Here is a 17,143-nt window from a genome sequence, read left to right as displayed (position 1 = left end):
CATGCTCACTGGTGCTCAGGCCGAGGTGCGCGGCACCCGGGTGTCGAAGTGGTGCTCGGCCAACGTCTCGGGCTCCCCCTGACCCTCCTGGGCCACGGCGGTGACCCAGTTCTGGATCCGATACTCCTGCGCATCAGCGGTAACCAGCTGGCGGGTGTGGATCTCCGCCCGCCAGGGCTGCTCTGCCTGACCCACCGCCTGCTCATTCTGCAGGGAGAGGGTCCATACTGATTCTGCTGAGGCCGAGGTGGGGTCACCCTCCCGGATGCGATAGTTCTCCCGGGTGTCCTCCATGAACACCAGTCCATCGGGGTAGATCCGGCTTCCGCCGTAGTCGGGGTCCACAGACAGCAGAGTCTCCCCGGTAGCGACGTCGTACTGAACGATCCGGTCGGAGGCATCAGCCTCCGCGGAGGTCTCGGGTTTACCGATGGGCAGCGACCTCGCCCGGCGTGCGGGGGCGAACTCCACGGCAGTGTCGTCGTCGTACTCGTAGAGCGGCAGCTCCAAAACCGATGCGTTGGCGTCGATCTCAATCAGGGACTTCTCACCATGGGGCCAGACCCAGGGCCAGTACTGATCAGAGATTGCGACCCGCAACCGGTGGCCGGGGGCGACCCGATAGCCACCGGAGACCAGGGCGATGGTGACATCCTCCCACTGGCCCGGCTGCATCTCATCGGCGCGGTCCATGCCATGGCGCTTCATGAGGTTCAGCACCCCGCGGGTGATCAGCGTACTGGACCCATCAGGGGCGATATCGCAGAGCCGGACGATGATATGTCCGCGGCGGCCACTGCTGCGCACCCGCAGCCGTACCTTCGGTGAACCGAGGAAGGCAAGCCCGGTGTGATCCACCTCGAGGTCCACGCAGCGGGAGCGTCCGTCCTCGGCCCGCTGATCCGGGGGGAGGTCGGTGGGGTTGCCGAAGGGGAAGAACCGGCCGGCGTCCTGGCCGGTGGCCAGAGGACTGGCCAGCTGCACCCGGCCGGCTGCACTGGCATCAGCCAGTTCGGTCAGGGGGTAAACCGCCGGTTCCGGACCCTGCCGCCACTGGGAAACCGCGGCCCAGTGGCCGCGCCGGTTCTCGTAATAGGTAGCCGGGGGTTCGGAATCGTTGATCCACACCCGCAGGTCGGGGTCATTTTCGACCCCGGTGTCCTCGTCCTTGAGCCACCGGTCCCACCAGCGCAGGGTCTCACCCAGGAAGTCGATACCGGGTCCCGGTGCCAGTCCGCGGTCGGGGTACTGATGCGACCAGGGACCCAGGATGGCTTTACGGGGCGATTCCAGGTTCTCCAGCAGCCGGAAAATGGTGTCGTGATAGGGGTCGGCCCAGCCGCCCACGGCGAGGACCGCGGCCTTGATGCCGGGGTAGTTCTCGCAGGCGGATCCGCGTTTCCAGTAGTCATCGCGTTCCTGGTGACCCATCCACAGCGGGCCCAGGGGCTGCTGTTTCTGCAGGCGATCAGCCCAGATCTGCTTCCAGTCAGGCCCCACAACCTCCGGGCGTGGGGGCCGGGAGGCGAAGGCGTGCATGGTCCCAGCCCAGGCGGCCATATCAATTCCCAGCATGGCCCCGCCGATGTAGTGGACATCGTTGTCGTAGCGGTCATCGGTGGAGCACACGGTGACGATGGCATCGAGGCCGGGCACTCCCCGCTCGGCCAGCTGCAGGGAGTTGAATCCACCCCAGGAGATGCCGAACATGCCCAGTTTTCCGGTGCTCCAGGGCTGGCTGGTCAGCCAGCGGATGACCTCTTCGCCGTCGTCGAGCTCGTCTTGGGAGTATTCATCGGCGAAGTGGCCCTGGGAGCTTCCGGTGCCGCGGATATCGACCCGGACGGAGACATAGCCGTGGGCTGCGTAGAAGGGATGCCGTTCGGTATCCCGCACTGAGGTCCAGTCATCCAGCCGGTAGGGCAGGTACTCCAGCAGCACCGGCGCAGGTTTCTCATCAATATCGGTGGGCATCCAGGCCCGGGCGTGCAGTTCGACGCCGTCGGGCATCGGGATCCAGAAATCGCGGAGGAGGTAGCTGTCGGGGTCCAGATCGATGATGCCCTCGGCATCGGGGGTCAGCGGGGAGCTCAACGCTGTCCTTTCAAAAGTGGTGGCGAAAGTCTCGGGGTGGGGCGCTGGTTCAGGCGGCTTAGGCGGCGTCGATATGGACAGTGGCCTCCAGCAGCTGCCGGGTATAGGGCTGCTGCGGGTAGGTAAGGATGGTCTCCACCGGCCCCTGTTCGACGACGACGCCGTCCTTCATGACCACCACGTGATCAGCCACCCGCTGGACTACTGCCAGGTCGTGGCTGATGAACAGGCAGCTCAGGCCCCGGCGCTTTTGGAGATCGGCGAGCAGGTCGAGAACCTCGGCCTGGACTGAGACGTCCAGGGCGGTGGTGATCTCATCGGCGATCAGCAACCGGGGTTCGGCCGCCAGGGCCCGGGCGATACCTATGCGCTGGCGCTGGCCTCCGGAGAGCTGGGCGGGCAGCCGCCGGGCGTAGCTGGGGTCCAGGCCGACCTCTTCCAGCAGGGCGCCGACCCGATCCTGGATCTCGCTGCGGCTTTTGGCCACTGAGAAGTACTTCAGTGGGCGGGCGATGGCATCGCCGACAGTTCGCCGGGGGTTCAGTGCGAGATCGGCGTTCTGGAAGACCAGCTGCACTGCGCGCCGGGTTTCGAGGCTGCGTTTGCCGGCTGGTTTCAGCAGGTCAGCGCCTTCTCCCTCACCCGCGGTGGTGCTGAAGCTGATCGTTCCCCGTTCAGCTGGCAGCAGTCCGGCCAGGGCGGCGGCCACTGTGGACTTCCCGGAGCCGGACTGGCCGACCACGGCCAGGGTCTGGCCCTCACCGATCTCTGCGGCGAAACCATCCACCGCCAGCGGGGCGGAGCGTTTGTACCGGATGGACAGCCCCTGGCAGCTCAGTACGGGTTCGGTGGCTGGCAGGGGTTCGACTGAACCCGGTTCCGTGCTGGTGGAGGCGGCCCCACCGGTCTTGAGTTTCGGGGCGGCTGCAACCAGTTTGCGGGTGTATTCATGGGCCGGGGCGGAGAGCACCTCCGCAGTAGGCCCAGTTTCGACCACATCGCCGTCCTGCATCACCAGGGAGGTATCGGCGATCTCGGCGACCACCCCGAGGTCATGGCTGACCAGGACCACGGCCACGCCCAGTTCGGCGCGCAGTTCGGCGATGAGGTCCAGGATGGCCCGCTGGGTGATCACATCCAGGGCGGTGGTGGGCTCATCGAGGACCAGCACCTTGGGTTCGGCGGCGATGGCCATGGCGATGGCGACCCGCTGCTGCTGACCGCCGGAGAGCTCATGGGGGTAGCGGCGCAGCAGTTCGGGGTCGTCGAGGTGGACCCGGCGGCCCAGCTGTTGGACCTTCTCGGCAGAGGAGTCGAGCCCGTGGGCTGCCAGTGCCTCGGCGATCTGGGTGCCCACACGCATGGAGGGGGTCAGGGCGTGCCCGGCGTTCTGAGCGACCAGGGCGACTCGGCCCCCGCGTAGGGCCCGGAGCTTCTCGGCATCGAGGGCGAAGACATCCTCGCCTTCGATCCGAACGGCCCCGTTGACTATCTGGGATCCGGGGCGCAGCGCGCCCAGCAGTGAGGTGGCCACGGTGGTTTTGCCGGAACCGGATTCGCCGACCAGGGCCACGGTCTCACCGGCGGCCAGGGTGAAGCTGACCTCTCGGGTCACCGGCACCATCCGGGTCCCGGCGGAGTAGGAGATGGACAGCCCCTCCACTTCGACGACGGGGGTTTCAGTCTGTTCTGTCGGTTGTGTACTCATCGAAGCTGTTCTCTCCTCGCTCATCCGGCGGCCCTGGCTGCTCGGTCAACACCCATGCGTTTGGCCAGCCCATCGGCGGCCAGGTTCACTCCGACCACCAGGATGGCCAGGGAGACGATGGGGGCAACCGTGCCCAGTGGGGCCACGGTCAGTGCGGTGCGGTTCTCCTCGACCATCAGTCCCCAGTCAGGGGTCGGCGGGTTGGCGCCGAAGCCCAGGAAGGACAGGGTCGAGACCAGGAGGATGACCCAGGAGGCGCGCATGGCGAATTCGACCATGACGGTGTCGCGGACATTGGGCAGGATTTCGCGGATGATGATCGGCAGGCCGCGCTCGCCCCGTGCCCTGGCGGCGGTGACATAGCCGGAGTTGGCCACCGGGCGGGCTGCACCGCGCACCACTCGGGCCACTGCGGGAACATAGACCACGGCGACTGCCAGGACGATCACCCACAGGCCTTGGCCGAAGACGGTGACGATCAGCAGCATGGCCAGCACTGCCGGCACCGACAGCACCGCGTCCATGACCCGGCTGATGATCTCGTCCAGCCAGCCTTCGGCATAGGCGGCCACCGCGCCGATGAGAGTGCCGATGACCACCGCGATTGTGGTGGATAGGAAGGCCACCAGCAATGCGTACCGGCCGCCTTCGAGAGTGCGGGTGAGCACATCGCGGCCGTATTGGTCGGTGCCCAGCCAGTGTTCGGCACTGGGCCCCATCAAGGCGATATGGGCGTTGGTGGCCGTTGCGCTGTAGGGGGTCAGCCATGGGGAGAGCACCGCGATGAGTACGGTGAGCCCGACCATGACCAGACCTACGCCGGTGGTGGTGAGCAGGCGGCGTCGTGGTTTCTTGGCCACTGTGCTCTGGGGGTCCTGCTGCGGGGTTGCCTCGGTGCTCATCAGGCGGCCTCCTCAGTGGTCTTGGCGGACACGGTGCCGGAGGTGCGGCGCTGACGTGGGTCGATGATCATTGACAGGAGGTCAGCGGCGAGGTTGGCCAGTACGTAGACCACGGCGGTGATGATGGCGATGGCCTGCAGCACCGGCAGGTCCCGGGTGGAGACGGATTCGATCATCAGCGCGCCCATACCGGGGTAGTTGAAGATCGATTCCACGACGACGACCCCGCCCATCAGCCAGGCGATGTTGATGGCGATCACCGGCAGTACCGGCAGCAGCGCATTGGGCACCACATGGCGGGTGAGCACCTGGCGGCGGCGCAGGCCTTTGAGCTCAGCGGTGCGGGCGAATTCTCCGGCCATCATGTCGATGGTGGAGGAGCGGGTGGCCCGCACAATATAGGCGGCCATGGCCAGCACCAGGGTGATGATCGGCAGCCAGATGGCCGGCAGCAGTTCGCCCAGGGTGGCCTCGCTGCCGCTGAGCACCACGGCTGGGAAGACCGGCAGGGCGATGGCGAAGATGAGCACCAGCAGGGTCGCGATGACGAATTCGGGGATGCTCATCGCCACCAGGGTTCCCACTGAGATACCGGAGTCAGCGGCCCGGCCGCGGCGAACTGCGGCAATCACACCCAGCAGAACGGAGAGCACGACGCCGATCAGAATGGCTGGCACTGCGATCAGCAGGGTATTGCCGAAGGCGCCGAAGACTATCTCGGATACCGGTTCCTGGCTGACCAGGGAGGTTCCGAAGTCGCCGGTGATGATTCCGCCAAGCCAGCTAAGGTAGCCGAGCCAGACCGACTGCTCGATGCCGAGCTCTTCGCGCATCGCGGCCACGGCCTCTTCGGTGGCGTCCTGCCCGAGAAGCTGTTGGGCGACGTCGCCGGGCAGGGCTGCGGTGGCGAAGTAGACCAGGAAGGAAGCGATCAGCAGGGTCACCAGGCCGGTCAGCAGGCGGCGAAGGATGAAGGTGGCCATGGGTTCAGTCCTCCAATCCGATGTTGAGGTAGTCGAATTCGAAGCTGAACTCGCGGTAGTTGACCACCTTCTCGGAGAGTCCCACCAGCCGGTCCCCGAAGATGGGGGTCATATGGGGGCTTTCGTCGATGATCAGCTGCTGGGCGTCCATGTACTTCTGCATGCGGCTGGATTCGTTGACATCTGCCCGGGCGTCATCGAGCAGGTTGTCGAAGTCTTCATTGGCCCAGGCGGATTCGTTGTAACCGGAACCGGTGCGGAAGATCTGGTTCAGCAGCTGGTCCAGGGGCCGGCCGGTGGCGAAGTAGCTGACCATCAACGGCACCTGCATCCAGGTCTCGGTGTAGTAGGAATCGGCCGAGACATTGGTGATCTGCAGGTCGATTCCCGCCTCAGCGGCCTGGTCGGCGTGGGCGGTGGCGATCGGGGTGAGGTTGGCCTCGTAGGAGGAGGTGTAGAGCCTAGTGCTGAAGCCTTCCATACCGGCCTCGGCCAGCAGAGACTTGGCACGTTCGGGATCGTATTCCCGGTTGTGCTCCAGGCGTCCTGCCAGCCCCGGGGGCACCGGATTGTCCCAGCCGGCATCGCCTTCACCCTGCAATGCGGTCTGCAGCAGCGACTGCGGGTCATAGGCGTGTTTCATCGCCTGCCGGACCCGGACGTCACTGAATTCATCGGAGGTGTAGAGCATCGGGATGGTGTACCACTGGGCGTTCTCCATCCGGGCCACGGTGGTGCCCTCGGTGCCGGTGACCACTCGGGCGGTGGGGTGGTCGAGGTTGGTCTGGGCGATGAGGTCAACCTGTCCGGCCAACAGCGCATTGACCCGGGCGGTGGTGTCCTGGATGGAGTAAAACTCGATGCGGTCCAGTACCGGCCGGCCCTCGAAGTAGTCCTCATTGGCGACGACGACGCCGGCTCCTGCCGGAGTGTAGGACTCCAGCTTGAAGGGTCCGGTGCCCACTCCGGTGCGCCCGATCTCTGCGGCTGAGCCCTCCGGGATGATGTAGCAGTGGTAGCTGGTCAGCAGGGAGGGGAATTCGGCATTGGCGGTCTGCAGGGAGAAGCGCACGGTGTGCTTATCGACTGCGGTGACGTCATCGGGGCCGAACATCGATTCCAGGGTGCCGGCCTGGGGTGAGCCCACATCGGGGTCCAGGACGTGGCGGATGCTGTAGACGACGTCTTCGGCGGTGAGTTCTTTGCCGTCGTGGAAGCGCACGCCGCCGCGTAGGTGGAAGGTCCAAACGAGGGCTGAGGCGTCGGATTCCCAGTCATCGGCGAGATCGGGGACGGTTTGGCCTTCTTCGTCCATCTTCACCAGGCGATTGAAAAGGGCACCGAGGTATTCATAGGCGCCCAGGGAGCTGGCGGAGTCCAGGGTTTCGGCCGCGGAGGCGGCGGGGCGGGCGATGCGCATGGTCCCGCCGGGTGAGGGGGTCCCGGTGCGGGCCTGCTGGGGGATGCTCATGGGAGCTTGGACCCCGCAGGCCGACAGTGACATTGCCGCGAGCGCGCCCAGCGATCCGCCGAGCATCGCGCGCCGCGATAGGCGTGTAGACAACCACTTACTCCTTGTGAAGTCAGACTCTCTCGTGCGAGTTGGTACCACGTTGGTGCAGGTACTGTGAACTAATCGTTCACTTAAACGATTATCACGGATAGTCAGCTCAGGCCTAAGTCGATCAGCGAATTCTCGGGCTTGAAGACGCGCAGAAACGGCCCCGACCAGTGGAAACAGGCTTAATGTCACCCTCTGTAACAGAGGGCGGGGATCAGTGGAGACCGGCGGCTTTCAGTGCTCCGCAGACCTGGGCTGCGGTGTGCTGGATGAGTTCGGCGGAGTTCTCCTGCAGCTCGCTGAGGGTGGCTGCTCCGGGGGCGATGGAGAAGGCGGCGCTGATCCCTGCCGCCCGGGTCTCGGCAGGACTCAGTTGCACTGCTCCGGCGATGACGACCACTGTGGCATTCTCCGGGGAGCGGGAAGCCACGGCGTCAACAACTTTGCCGCCCAGCGACTGAGAATCCAGGCGTCCTTCCCCGGTGAAGACCAGGTCCGCATCGGCCAGAGTCTCGGCCAGGCCCACAGTTTCGGCAACCATGGCCGAACCGGGCAGAACTTCGGCACCCAGGAGGCTGACCAGGCTCACCGGCAATCCTCCGGCGGCACCATAACCCTCAGCTTTCCGATAGTCCTCAGCATCGGCGCCTGTAGTGGCGGCCAGGGCTTCGGCGAGCGCCCCAAGCCCGGCATCGAGAGTCTCAATTTCAGCCTCGCCGGCACCCTTCTGCGGGCCGAAGACCGCAGCCGCACCCCGTGGCCCGGTCAGTGGGTTGTCCACATCCACTGCGATTTTCCACCGCACCTCAGTGGCCCGGGGGTTGAGGTTATCGAGGGTGATCTGGGCGATCTCACCCAGGCCCTCTCCACCAGGGGCCACCTGCTCACCGCTCTCATCCTGGAACTGCACCCCGAGGGCACGCAGGATGCCGGTTCCGCCATCGGTGGTGGCTGATCCACCGATACACAGTAGGATCTCTTCAACCTCGGGGGTCTGCAGGACATGCTGGGCGATCAGCCCCACCCCATAGGTGTCTGCGCGCAGGGGCTGCAGTTCCACATCGGAGACCTGAGGCAGTCCATTGGCCTCAGCGGCCTCAATAATGGCGGTGCGCCCATCAGGGGAGACGCCGTATCGGGCGGTGGTCTTGCGCCCGATGGCATCGACCACCTCCACCTCTTCGGCCTGCTGTTCCCATACGGAGAGCAGGGCCTCCAGGGTGCCCTCTCCCCCATCGGCGAAGGGCAGCTGGTGGATCTCCGCGCCGCCGAATACCTCGGCCGCGCCATCGGCCATTGCGGCGGCAGCTTCAGCAGCGGTGACCGAGCCTTTGAAGGAATCCGGGGCGCAGACGATCTTCATATCTGCAGACTATCCAGAAATCCGCGCAGTCGTCGGCCAGCTCACACCAGCTCCACATCCAGACGGTTGTGGATCTCTTCAGCACTGAGCCCATATGCCTCAACAAGACGGGGACGACGACGCTCGCCGTCGTCGTCGATGTGGAAGATTCCGTAGTTGGTGTAGACCCGGGTGACACAGCCTAAGCCGGTCACCGGATAGGTGCATTCGGGGACGAGTTTGGGTGTGCCGTCCTTGGTGAAGAGGCTCATCATCACGAAGACCTCTTTGGCACCGATGGCCAGATCCATTGCTCCGCCTACGGCCGGGATGGCATCGGGTTCACCGGTGGACCAATTGGCCAGACCCCCGGTGGCCGAGACCTGGAAGGCACCCAGTACACAGACATCGAGGTGGCCCCCGCGCATCATGGCGAATGAGTCGGCGTGGTGGAAATAGCTGGCCCCGGGCAGTTCGGTCACCGGGACTTTGCCAGCGTTGACCAGATCGGGATCGGTCTCATCGGGTGCCGCTTGGGGTCCCATGCCCAGCATGCCGTTTTCAGTGTGCAGGGTGATGCCCTGATCGGCCCTGAGGTAGTCGGCCACCGTGGTGGGCTGGCCGATGCCGAGGTTTACGAAGGTCCCCGGTGCGATATCCCTGGCCACCAGTTGGGCGATCTCTTCCCGACTCAATCCCTGGTTCATGGTCACGCTCCTTCGGCGGCGGTGGTGGTCTTCGATCCTTGGCTGCGCAGCGCGGGGTGGTGTTCTTTGGCTGCGGCAGTTCCGGAGTCGGTGCCGATAACCGTCACGGTGTCCACGAAGAGCCCGGGGGTAACCACTGCCTCGGGGGCCAAGGCTCCGGCCGGTAACAGTTCTTCGACCTGGACCACCGTATGGGCGGCGGCTGCGGCCATCACGGGCCCGAAGTTCCGGGCGGTCTTGCGGTAGACGAGGTTGCCAGTTTCATCGGCGTAGAGGGCTTTGATCAGCGCGACATCCCCGGGTAGGGCGTATTCGAGGACATAGTTGCGGTCGTTGATCTCGCGGGTTTCCTTGCCCTCGGCCAGGGCGGTGCCATAGGCGGTGGGGGTGTAGAAGGCTCCGATGCCGGCCCCTGCTGCTCGCATGCGTTCGGCGAGATTGCCCTGGGGAACCAGTTCCAGTTCGATCTCTCCGGCCCGGTAGGCCTCATCGAAGTGCCGGGAGTCGGCCTGCCGGGGGAAGGAGCAGATGATCTTCTTCACCCGGCGTTCTTTGATCAGAAGGGCCAGCCCCGCATCGGCCTGACCTGCATTGTTGTTGACCACAGTGAGATCGGTCGCCTCGGAGTCCAAGAGTGCGTCGATGAGTTCCATCGGCTGCCCCGCATTGCCGAAGCCACCCAGCAGTACGGTGGCTCCGCTGTGGACTGCCGATACTGCCTCGGCGGCAGTTTCAGCGATCTCTGGCATATCGACCTCCAAGAATGTTCACTGTGCGAACTTCTGTTCGTGAATACTTGTGAGTCTAAGCCCGAGTGCCCAAAGTTGGAAAGAGTCACCCCGGAGAGGCCGCGCCCCTCACGGGATTGAGAAAGCGTGGTTGAGAAGACAGTGCTCAGTGTGCGTTGCCAGTGAGGCTGTCGAAGTCTTTGCCCAGGGAGCGGATCATGGTCTCAACCCGCTCGGCACAGTCCTTCAGTGCCGGGATGACCCGTTCGGTGGTTTCAGCCACGGATTCGGCTCCTGCCGACATGGAGGTGTTGATCGCGACAACTGCCCGGCCCTGGGAGTCGCGGACGGGCACCGCCGCGGAGCGAAGTCCCAGTTCCAGCTCCTGGTCCACCAGGGCGCTGCCTTCCTGCCGGACATTCTGGATGGCTTCGACGAGCCGGTCCGCGGAGGTGAGGGTATGCGGAGTGAGCTGTTCACGCTGCATGGTCTCGACTCGGCCGGCCAGCGCGGCATCATCCAATTCGGCCAACAGGACCCGTCCCATAGAAGTGGCGAAGGCCGGCAGCCGGGTGCCGAGGCCGAGGTCGATGCGCATAATGCGGCGCGTGTGCACCCGGGAAACGTACATGACGTCGTCGTCGATGAGGATCCCCGCCGAGCAGGATTCATTCAACTCTTCGGAGAGTTCGCGCAGGGCTGGCTGGAGCAGTTCATGCCAGCTGCGGCCGGACCAGTAGCCGTGCCCCAGGCCCAGTACCCGTGGGGTGAGTTCGAAGCTGCGGCCATCGGTATAGGCGAAGCCCCGCTCGACCAGGGTCAGCAGCATCCGGCGGGCGGTGGCCCTGCTGATGCCCGCCTTTTTGGCCACCTCGGTCAGGGTCAGCCGGGGGTCGGTGGAGGTGAAGGCCTCCAGCACATCCAATCCGGTGGAGAGGGATCGGACGAACTCATTGCGCCCCTGGCCGCTGGGCTCCTCTTCGCTCATGTCCCTGATTCTATGTGCGCAGACGATAGCCCCCACCCGCTGTCGAACTCAGCCCGAGGGTAAGCAGGCGGGAGCCGGCTCAGCTCAGGGCGGGGTTGGTTTCGATGAGTCCGCGGCCGAGGATCTTGCGTTCGTTGAGCAGTTGGTAGGCCTGTCCGGTCTCCTCGAAGGCGAACCGGTGGGTGATCAGTTTCTCGAGGTCGATCTTGCCCTCGGCGGCTAGGCGGATGACCTCGGGCATTGCGGTGGAGGCCGGGGCACCGAAGGATCCCAGAATCCGCAGTTTCCGGCGCACGACCTTGGTGATATCCACATCCATGGTGTGACCCACCGGTGCGATTCCGGCCAGCACTGCCCGCCCGCCGTCGTCGAGGATATCGACTGCCAGGCGTACGGTCGGCACTGAGCCCAGGGCTTCGAAGGCGACGTCGACCCCATGACCGAGCAATTCGGTAACGCCTTCCACGGGGTCGGTCTCAGCGGAGTTGATTACATCAGTTGCCCCGAGCTCCTGGGCCAGGGCGAGCTTCTCGTCATCGATATCGATGGCGATGACCCGCTCGGCACCGGCGGCCCGGGCCAGGTGGATGATGCTCAGCCCCACTCCCCCGGCGGCGATGACAGCCACAGTCTCCCCGGGCTGGACTGAGGCGACGGTGTTGACCGCCCCGTATCCGGTGAAGAGGCTGCAGCCCAGCACCGCGGCATCGGCCAGTGGAACGGTCTCGGGCAGGGCGAAGACTGCGCGGGAGGGGACCACGCAGTATGTGCCGTGGCCGGCCATGGAGTACATGGCGATCGGCTCCCCGTTGCGGCTCAGCCGGCTGGTGCCGTCGTAGAGGTTGCCGCCGAGCCGGTTGTGGTTGAAGAAGTTCTCGCAGATGTCCTCCAGGCCCTTGGCGCAGTGCCGACAGTCCCCGCAGGGCATGATGAAACTGCAGGCCACCCGGTCCCCGGGGACCACATGGCTGACCCCCGGGCCGACCTCACGGACGATGCCGGAGACCTCATGGCCCAGCACTGCCGGTTTGGGGAAGGCCACCTCGTCTTTGATCACGTGGAGGTCGGTGTGGCATACCCCGCAGGCTGCGACCTCGATGAGCACTTCCTGCTCCTTGGGTTCGGCCACGGTGATGGTGTCCGGGTGCAGGGTGTGGGCATCGGGCTGCTCAACCCCGGTCTCGAGAACGAATGAGGCGGCCTCTGGCATCTGCGCGTTCCTTTCCTCAGTCCACCGGCTCAATCATGGGAGGGGAAGTTCATGGAGGCGGCGACCTCGTCGTTCTCATGCGGCCACCGCTCGGTGATGACCTTGCCGCGGGTGTAGAACTTCACGCCGTCGGGTCCGTAGATGTGGAGGTCGCCGAAGAGGGAGTCCTTCCAGCCGCCGAAGCTGTGCTGGGCTGCCGGGACCGGGATCGGCACATTGACTCCAACCATGCCCACGGTGACCCCGCGTTTGAAGGTCCGGGCGGCATTGCCGGAGCCGGTGAAGATTGCGGTGCCGTTGCCGTAGGGGTTGGCGTTGATCAGTTTGATCGCATCCTGCAGGGTCTCGACCCGGACCACCGCGAGTACGGGGCCGAAGATCTCCTCCTGGTAGGCGCTCATCTGTTCTTTGACCTTGTCCAGCACGGTGGGGCCGACGAAGAAGCCCTCTTCGCGTCCTTCGACCACCAGTTCGCGACCATCGACGACGACGGCGGCTCCGGCCTGTTCTGCCTCGGTCACCAGGCGCTTGACCCGGTCCTGGGAGGCCGGCGTGATCAGCGGGCCCATTTCGACATCGTCCTGGGTTCCTTCGCCGACCTTGATGTCCTCGGCGCGCTGGCGGAGCTTGGCCACGAGGTCGTCTGCAGCATCCCCGACGGCCACAGCCACGGAGATGGCCATGCAGCGTTCGCCGGCGGAGCCGAAGGCTGCTGCGGAGAGGTGATCTGCAGCCAGATCGAGGTCGGCATCGGGCATGACCACTGCGTGGTTCTTTGCACCGCCGAGGGCCTGGACGCGTTTGCCGTGGGCGAGGCCAGTTTCGTAGACGTATTTGGCGATCGGGGTGGAGCCGACGAAGGAGATGCCGTCGACCAGTTCGTGGCGCAGCAGCCCGTCGACTGTTTCTTTATCTCCGTGCAGCACCTGGAAGACACCGTCGGGCAGGCCGGCCTCTTTGAAGAGTTTGGCCAGCAGCAGGGCGGCGGAGGGATCGCGCTCGGAGGGCTTGAGGATGAAGGTGTTGCCAGTGGCGATGGCCAGCGGCGCCATCCACAGCGGCACCATGGCGGGGAAGTTGAAGGGAGTGATCCCGGCGACCACGCCGAGGGGCTGGCGGAAGGAGTAGACGTCGATTCCGGAGGAGAACTGGTCGGAGTATTCGCCCTTGAGGGTCTGCGGCAGGGCGCAGGCGAATTCGACAACTTCCAGGCCACGGCCGACCTCACCGGCGGCATCGGAGAGCACTTTGCCGTGTTCGGCGGTGATGATCTTGGCCAGGTCCTGGGTGTGGGCGTGGATGAGTTCGCGGAATTTGAACATCACCGCCATCCGCTTGGACATGGAGACCTCGGACCAGCTGTCGGCAGCCTCGCGGGCGATGGTCACCGCACGCTCCAGATCCTGGGCATCGGCGAGGTGGAGGCTGCCGGTGACCTCACCGGTGGCGGGGTTGTACACATCGGTGCGGCGCTGACCCTGACCGGGGTCTTCGGCGCCGTTGATCCAGTGGTTGATCTCAGTGATGCTCATTGAGGGTGCTCTCCTGTGGCTACAGCGGTGGTTCAGGTCGAATACAGACACCACTGTTCTCGGCACCCCAGGTATTTGTCAAGACAAATGCCCAGACATGTGATCCAGAGCACTGAATTCTCGCTGCTGACTACCCACGTTGAAGGAGGTACATACCCTTCGGGGTCATACCGCAGACCTTCCAGCCAGCCTCCATCAGCGGGTGCATCGCCTCTCGCAGAGCGCTGCGCCAGGCTGCCGAGGCCTCCGGGCGTTCAGCGCGCAGCTGGGGGATGCTCTTCGGGACCGAAAGTCCGACGACGTCGTAATCGGCTGCCGCCGCCAGCATCTGCTCTGTACTGCCGTGGGCTGGGACGGGGACGCCGTCGTCGTCGATGTTCAGCAGCACCAGCCCTGGTTCCGGCTCAGCACCGGGGGTCGGGGCATCCAGCTGCCAGCGGATCAGTGCCCGGTCGCTGCCCTGGCCGGCGTTAGTGGCATCGCGCATCTGCCCGTAGAAATGCGGTAGGTACTCCACCAGCTGGGCGCCGAGGGTGTGCAGGTTGAACCGGGCATTGCGGGTGATCAGCGGATCAAAGGTCCACTCCATGACGGTGACCCCGCGCTGCAGGCACCATTGGCGCTGGTGCTGTTTCATCGCAGCCCCTGCCCCCAGTCCCTGGTGGGCAGGCAGCACCCCGGCGATATGGGAGTGCATCATCCAGCTGCGGCCCGCGGAGTCGGGAGCACCGAAGAACCCGGCGGTGGCACCGATCATCTGGTCCTGGCTGAAGGCGGCCGAGACATAGTTGCCGGCATGCTCCATGGCGATCAGCAGCCCCGGCTCCATGGGGGCCTCTCCGGTGCCGCCGGGGCTCCAGATCTCAGCCAGCACCTCGGCGGCTTCGGTCATCTCCGCTGCGCTGTGCAGAGTGCGGACCTCCACCTCCGAGGCTGGTGCGGCGTGCTGGTTCATCCGGCGGCAGGCGGGTCCAGGTGGGCTGCGATCATCCCGGCCAGCAGGGCGGTGCGGGGGGCGATGTAGTCCACCAGGGCGTGCTCATGCTCAGCATGGGCTCCTGCACCGCAGGCGCCCATGCCGTCCAGGGTGGGGATACCGGCTGCGGCGGTGAAGTTGCCGTCGGAGGCCCCGCCAACCTCGGCTGCCGTGGGGGTCTCGATGCCCAGGGCACCGGCGACCTTCTCAGCCCGGGTGAACAGGGTCTGGGCGGAGCTGCGCTCCATGGGTGGGCGGTTGATCCCACCGGTGACCTCAACGGTTGCACCGGTCATCGGGGAGGTCAGGGCGCGGATCTGCTCATCGACCCGCTCCTGCTCAGCGATCGTGGAGGCCCGGGCATCGACGACCACCTGGGCGTAGTCGGGCACGGTGTTGGTGGTGTTACCGCCTTCGAGAACGGTGGGGGTCACCGTGGTGCCCAGGGCTGGATCGCCCAGCGCGGCGATCTCGGGCAGCAGCAGCCCCAGGGCGATACCGGCGTTGACGCCCTTCTCCGGGTCGAGCCCAGCGTGGGAGGCCACACCGTGGACGGCGACGGTGTAGTTGGAGGTGCCTTTACGGGCGACCTTCAAAGAAGTGTCCAGGGCGCCCTCCATGACGAAGGCGGCCCGGGCCTCAGCGGATTCATCCAGCAGGAGGTCCTTGGAGCTGATCGAGCCCAGCTCCTCATCACCGGTGATGACAATGGAGAGCCCGTAGAGGGAGTGGCCGGCATCAGCGAGCAGCTTGGCTGCGTGGATGGACATCACCACCCCGGTGAGCATGTCGAAGACACCGGGGCCGCGCAGTTTCTCACCATCATTGCTGAACGGGATCCGCTTCAGCGTCCCGGTGGGCCAGACTGTGTCCTGGTGGTTGATCAGCACCACTTTGGGCTTGGGAACCCCGTAACGCAGCCGCAGGTGGGTGACACCATCGACGACGACGACGTCGGGCTCCTCACCGAGGCGTTCCTTGATGAGATCGGCGACCACCTCTGCGCCGCGGGCGACTGCCTCTTTGTTCTCCGAGGGAGTCTCCACTTCGATGAGTCGCTGGATGTCAGCCAGGATCTGATCCATGCGTGACTCGGTGGTTTTCAGCAGATTCGGTGAAATGACAGGCATGGGTGTAACTCTACCCACACCGCCTGATCAGCCGTAGACTGGAGATTACCTGGACGGGAGGGTTAAGACATGAACGATACGAACACACTGCAGAAGCTGGGCTGGGCCCTGATCATCATCGCTGTGCTGGTGGTGGGTCTTGCCGTAGTGATCGGGCTGATCCGCGCGTTTTTCCAGCTGCTTTTCATTCTTGCAGTGCCCCTGGCGCTGGCCGGGGCTGCCCTTCTGGCCTGGCGGTGGTTCATCATCTCGAAGAACACCGGCCGACGTCTGTAGACAGCGGGCTCACCAGGTACCAGGTGAGTCCCTCTCCGTCTCACAAGATGCGGGTGAATATACCTTTGAGCTTATCTGAACTCACAACCCCCGCCCGCTGCCCCGGCGTCCTGCTCCCCTAACTCCGGAGCGCAATGGGACCGCATTTTCGAGGTGTGTAGAAATTCCCTGATCAGATTTACTTTCCGCTCAGGTGTCTCTCAGAGTAGGTGCTTACAGTCGATGCTGACAGTAGACCTACAAGCACTTAACCTGCGTGCAGCTGAGAGGTGACCCATGACGTCACAGGAGTCAGACGAGGCGGAGACTCGTTTCGACATCCGCTCTGCCCGCAGAGCGGATTCCAACGGTAAAAGCCATTCAGAAAAATCCGAGGAACTCGGGGCTTCGGCCTCAAATCGGGCAGTGAGCATCACCCTGGCCATCGGCATCGGGCTGATGCTGCTGGTCCTGCTGCTTCCCTACCTCAGCGATCTCTGAACCTCGGTGCATCCACCGTCTGTGGACTGGCCGGCTCAGGCAGCAAGCGGTGTCCCCACCTGGGGCTAAGCTTGCGAGAAGATGAGCAAGAAAAAGAAGAAGCCGACGTCGTCGCCTCAGAAGGCTCCGGCGAAGAACTCCCGTTCTGCTGCGGCCCAAGCCAAACCCGCATCCAGTCGCGGCCAACGCATGGCCGACGGCTCGATGCGTGCTGCCCGCTATCTGTGGGCAACGGTGACCGCCTTGGTGATCGGGGCCCTGCTCTTCGAACCCACGATGGTGTGGATGCTGGGTGTGGGCGTCTTTATGGTCGCCAATGCGGAGTTCATGGGCCTATGGCTGATCGTCTGCGGATATGGACTTGCCTGTGTGCCGGCTGCCTTCGGTCTGCTCATCGCCACCGGCCGGTTCTGGTTCAGCATCACCCAATCCCTGTGGATCGGTCTGCTCTATGGTGCTGCCGGATTCGTGTTCCTGGACCGAATCATCACGTTCCTCACGTGATGGCCGACACTCCTGCCGTAGC

General features: G+C 64.8%; 16 protein-coding genes. 3 read left to right on the top strand and 13 right to left on the bottom strand.

Annotation, left to right across the window (positions count from 1 at the left end):
* Nucleotides 1–15 precede the first annotated feature (15 nt).
* The 13 genes from HGQ17_RS10910 to HGQ17_RS10850 all read right to left on the bottom strand — a co-directional run bounded on the left by HGQ17_RS10910 (nucleotide 16) and on the right by HGQ17_RS10850 (nucleotide 15,861).
* The gene (locus tag HGQ17_RS10910; RefSeq protein ID WP_229503493.1) at nucleotides 16–2,094 is read right to left on the bottom strand and encodes a CocE/NonD family hydrolase; all 2,079 of its coding nucleotides are present in this window, start codon (nucleotides 2,092–2,094) and stop codon (nucleotides 16–18) included.
* Nucleotides 2,095–2,152: 58 nt separating this feature from the next.
* On the bottom strand, nucleotides 2,153–3,802 hold the full coding sequence (locus HGQ17_RS10905) for a dipeptide ABC transporter ATP-binding protein (protein ID WP_168887971.1): 1,650 nt from the start codon (nucleotides 3,800–3,802) through the stop codon (nucleotides 2,153–2,155).
* A 20-nt stretch (nucleotides 3,803–3,822) separates the two neighbouring features.
* On the bottom strand, nucleotides 3,823–4,704 hold the full coding sequence (locus HGQ17_RS10900) for an ABC transporter permease (RefSeq protein WP_168887970.1): 882 nt from the start codon (nucleotides 4,702–4,704) through the stop codon (nucleotides 3,823–3,825).
* Nucleotides 4,704–5,687, bottom strand: coding sequence for an ABC transporter permease (locus HGQ17_RS10895; protein ID WP_168887969.1), 984 nt, complete (start codon nucleotides 5,685–5,687; stop codon nucleotides 4,704–4,706). The genes HGQ17_RS10900 and HGQ17_RS10895 overlap by 1 nt, the downstream gene beginning before the upstream one ends.
* 4 nt (nucleotides 5,688–5,691) lie before the next feature.
* Nucleotides 5,692–7,251 (bottom strand): ABC transporter substrate-binding protein, encoded by a 1,560-nt coding sequence (locus HGQ17_RS10890; RefSeq protein WP_229503492.1) that lies wholly within the window; start codon nucleotides 7,249–7,251, stop codon nucleotides 5,692–5,694.
* 211 nt (nucleotides 7,252–7,462) lie between these two features.
* Nucleotides 7,463–8,611, bottom strand: coding sequence for a glycerate kinase (locus HGQ17_RS10885; RefSeq protein ID WP_168887968.1), 1,149 nt, complete (start codon nucleotides 8,609–8,611; stop codon nucleotides 7,463–7,465).
* A 41-nt stretch (nucleotides 8,612–8,652) separates the two neighbouring features.
* Nucleotides 8,653–9,297, bottom strand: coding sequence for a 3-oxoacid CoA-transferase subunit B (locus HGQ17_RS10880; RefSeq protein WP_168887967.1), 645 nt, complete (start codon nucleotides 9,295–9,297; stop codon nucleotides 8,653–8,655).
* A gap of 2 nt (nucleotides 9,298–9,299) precedes the next feature.
* On the bottom strand, nucleotides 9,300–10,046 hold the full coding sequence (locus tag HGQ17_RS10875) for a 3-oxoacid CoA-transferase subunit A (RefSeq protein WP_168887966.1): 747 nt from the start codon (nucleotides 10,044–10,046) through the stop codon (nucleotides 9,300–9,302).
* Between the two features lie 145 nt (nucleotides 10,047–10,191).
* The gene (locus tag HGQ17_RS10870; RefSeq protein WP_168887965.1) at nucleotides 10,192–11,013 is read right to left on the bottom strand and encodes an IclR family transcriptional regulator domain-containing protein; all 822 of its coding nucleotides are present in this window, start codon (nucleotides 11,011–11,013) and stop codon (nucleotides 10,192–10,194) included.
* Between the two features lie 79 nt (nucleotides 11,014–11,092).
* Nucleotides 11,093–12,223 (bottom strand): zinc-binding dehydrogenase, encoded by a 1,131-nt coding sequence (locus tag HGQ17_RS10865; RefSeq protein WP_168887964.1) that lies wholly within the window; start codon nucleotides 12,221–12,223, stop codon nucleotides 11,093–11,095.
* 29 nt (nucleotides 12,224–12,252) lie between these two features.
* Nucleotides 12,253–13,755: a CoA-acylating methylmalonate-semialdehyde dehydrogenase gene (locus tag HGQ17_RS10860; protein WP_168887963.1), complete on the bottom strand. Its 1,503-nt coding sequence runs from the start codon at nucleotides 13,753–13,755 to the stop codon at nucleotides 12,253–12,255.
* 130 nt (nucleotides 13,756–13,885) lie between these two features.
* Nucleotides 13,886–14,710, bottom strand: coding sequence for a hypothetical protein (locus tag HGQ17_RS10855; protein WP_168887962.1), 825 nt, complete (start codon nucleotides 14,708–14,710; stop codon nucleotides 13,886–13,888).
* Nucleotides 14,707–15,861, bottom strand: a complete 1,155-nt coding sequence (locus HGQ17_RS10850; RefSeq protein ID WP_168887961.1) for a M20 family metallopeptidase — start codon at nucleotides 15,859–15,861, stop codon at nucleotides 14,707–14,709. Before HGQ17_RS10850 ends, HGQ17_RS10855 begins: the two co-directional genes overlap by 4 nt.
* 69 nt (nucleotides 15,862–15,930) lie before the next feature.
* On the opposite strand from HGQ17_RS10850, the gene HGQ17_RS10845 reads away from it, so the two are divergent.
* From HGQ17_RS10845 to HGQ17_RS10835, 3 genes are all read left to right on the top strand, one after another.
* Complete coding sequence (locus HGQ17_RS10845) at nucleotides 15,931–16,137, top strand: hypothetical protein (protein WP_168887960.1); 207 nt, start codon at nucleotides 15,931–15,933, stop codon at nucleotides 16,135–16,137.
* 276 nt (nucleotides 16,138–16,413) lie between these two features.
* Nucleotides 16,414–16,617, top strand: coding sequence for a hypothetical protein (locus HGQ17_RS10840; protein ID WP_168887959.1), 204 nt, complete (start codon nucleotides 16,414–16,416; stop codon nucleotides 16,615–16,617).
* Between the two features lie 81 nt (nucleotides 16,618–16,698).
* The gene (locus HGQ17_RS10835; RefSeq protein WP_168887958.1) at nucleotides 16,699–17,121 is read left to right on the top strand and encodes a hypothetical protein; all 423 of its coding nucleotides are present in this window, start codon (nucleotides 16,699–16,701) and stop codon (nucleotides 17,119–17,121) included.
* The last annotated feature ends 22 nt before the right edge of the window (nucleotides 17,122–17,143 follow it).

Origin of the sequence: Nesterenkonia sedimenti, assembly GCF_012641515.1 — a bacterium.
GTDB lineage: Bacteria > Actinomycetota > Actinomycetes > Actinomycetales > Micrococcaceae > Nesterenkonia > Nesterenkonia sedimenti.
The sequence above is the reverse complement of the archived record's forward strand: the minus strand, read 5'-3'. Positions and strand labels throughout refer to the sequence as shown.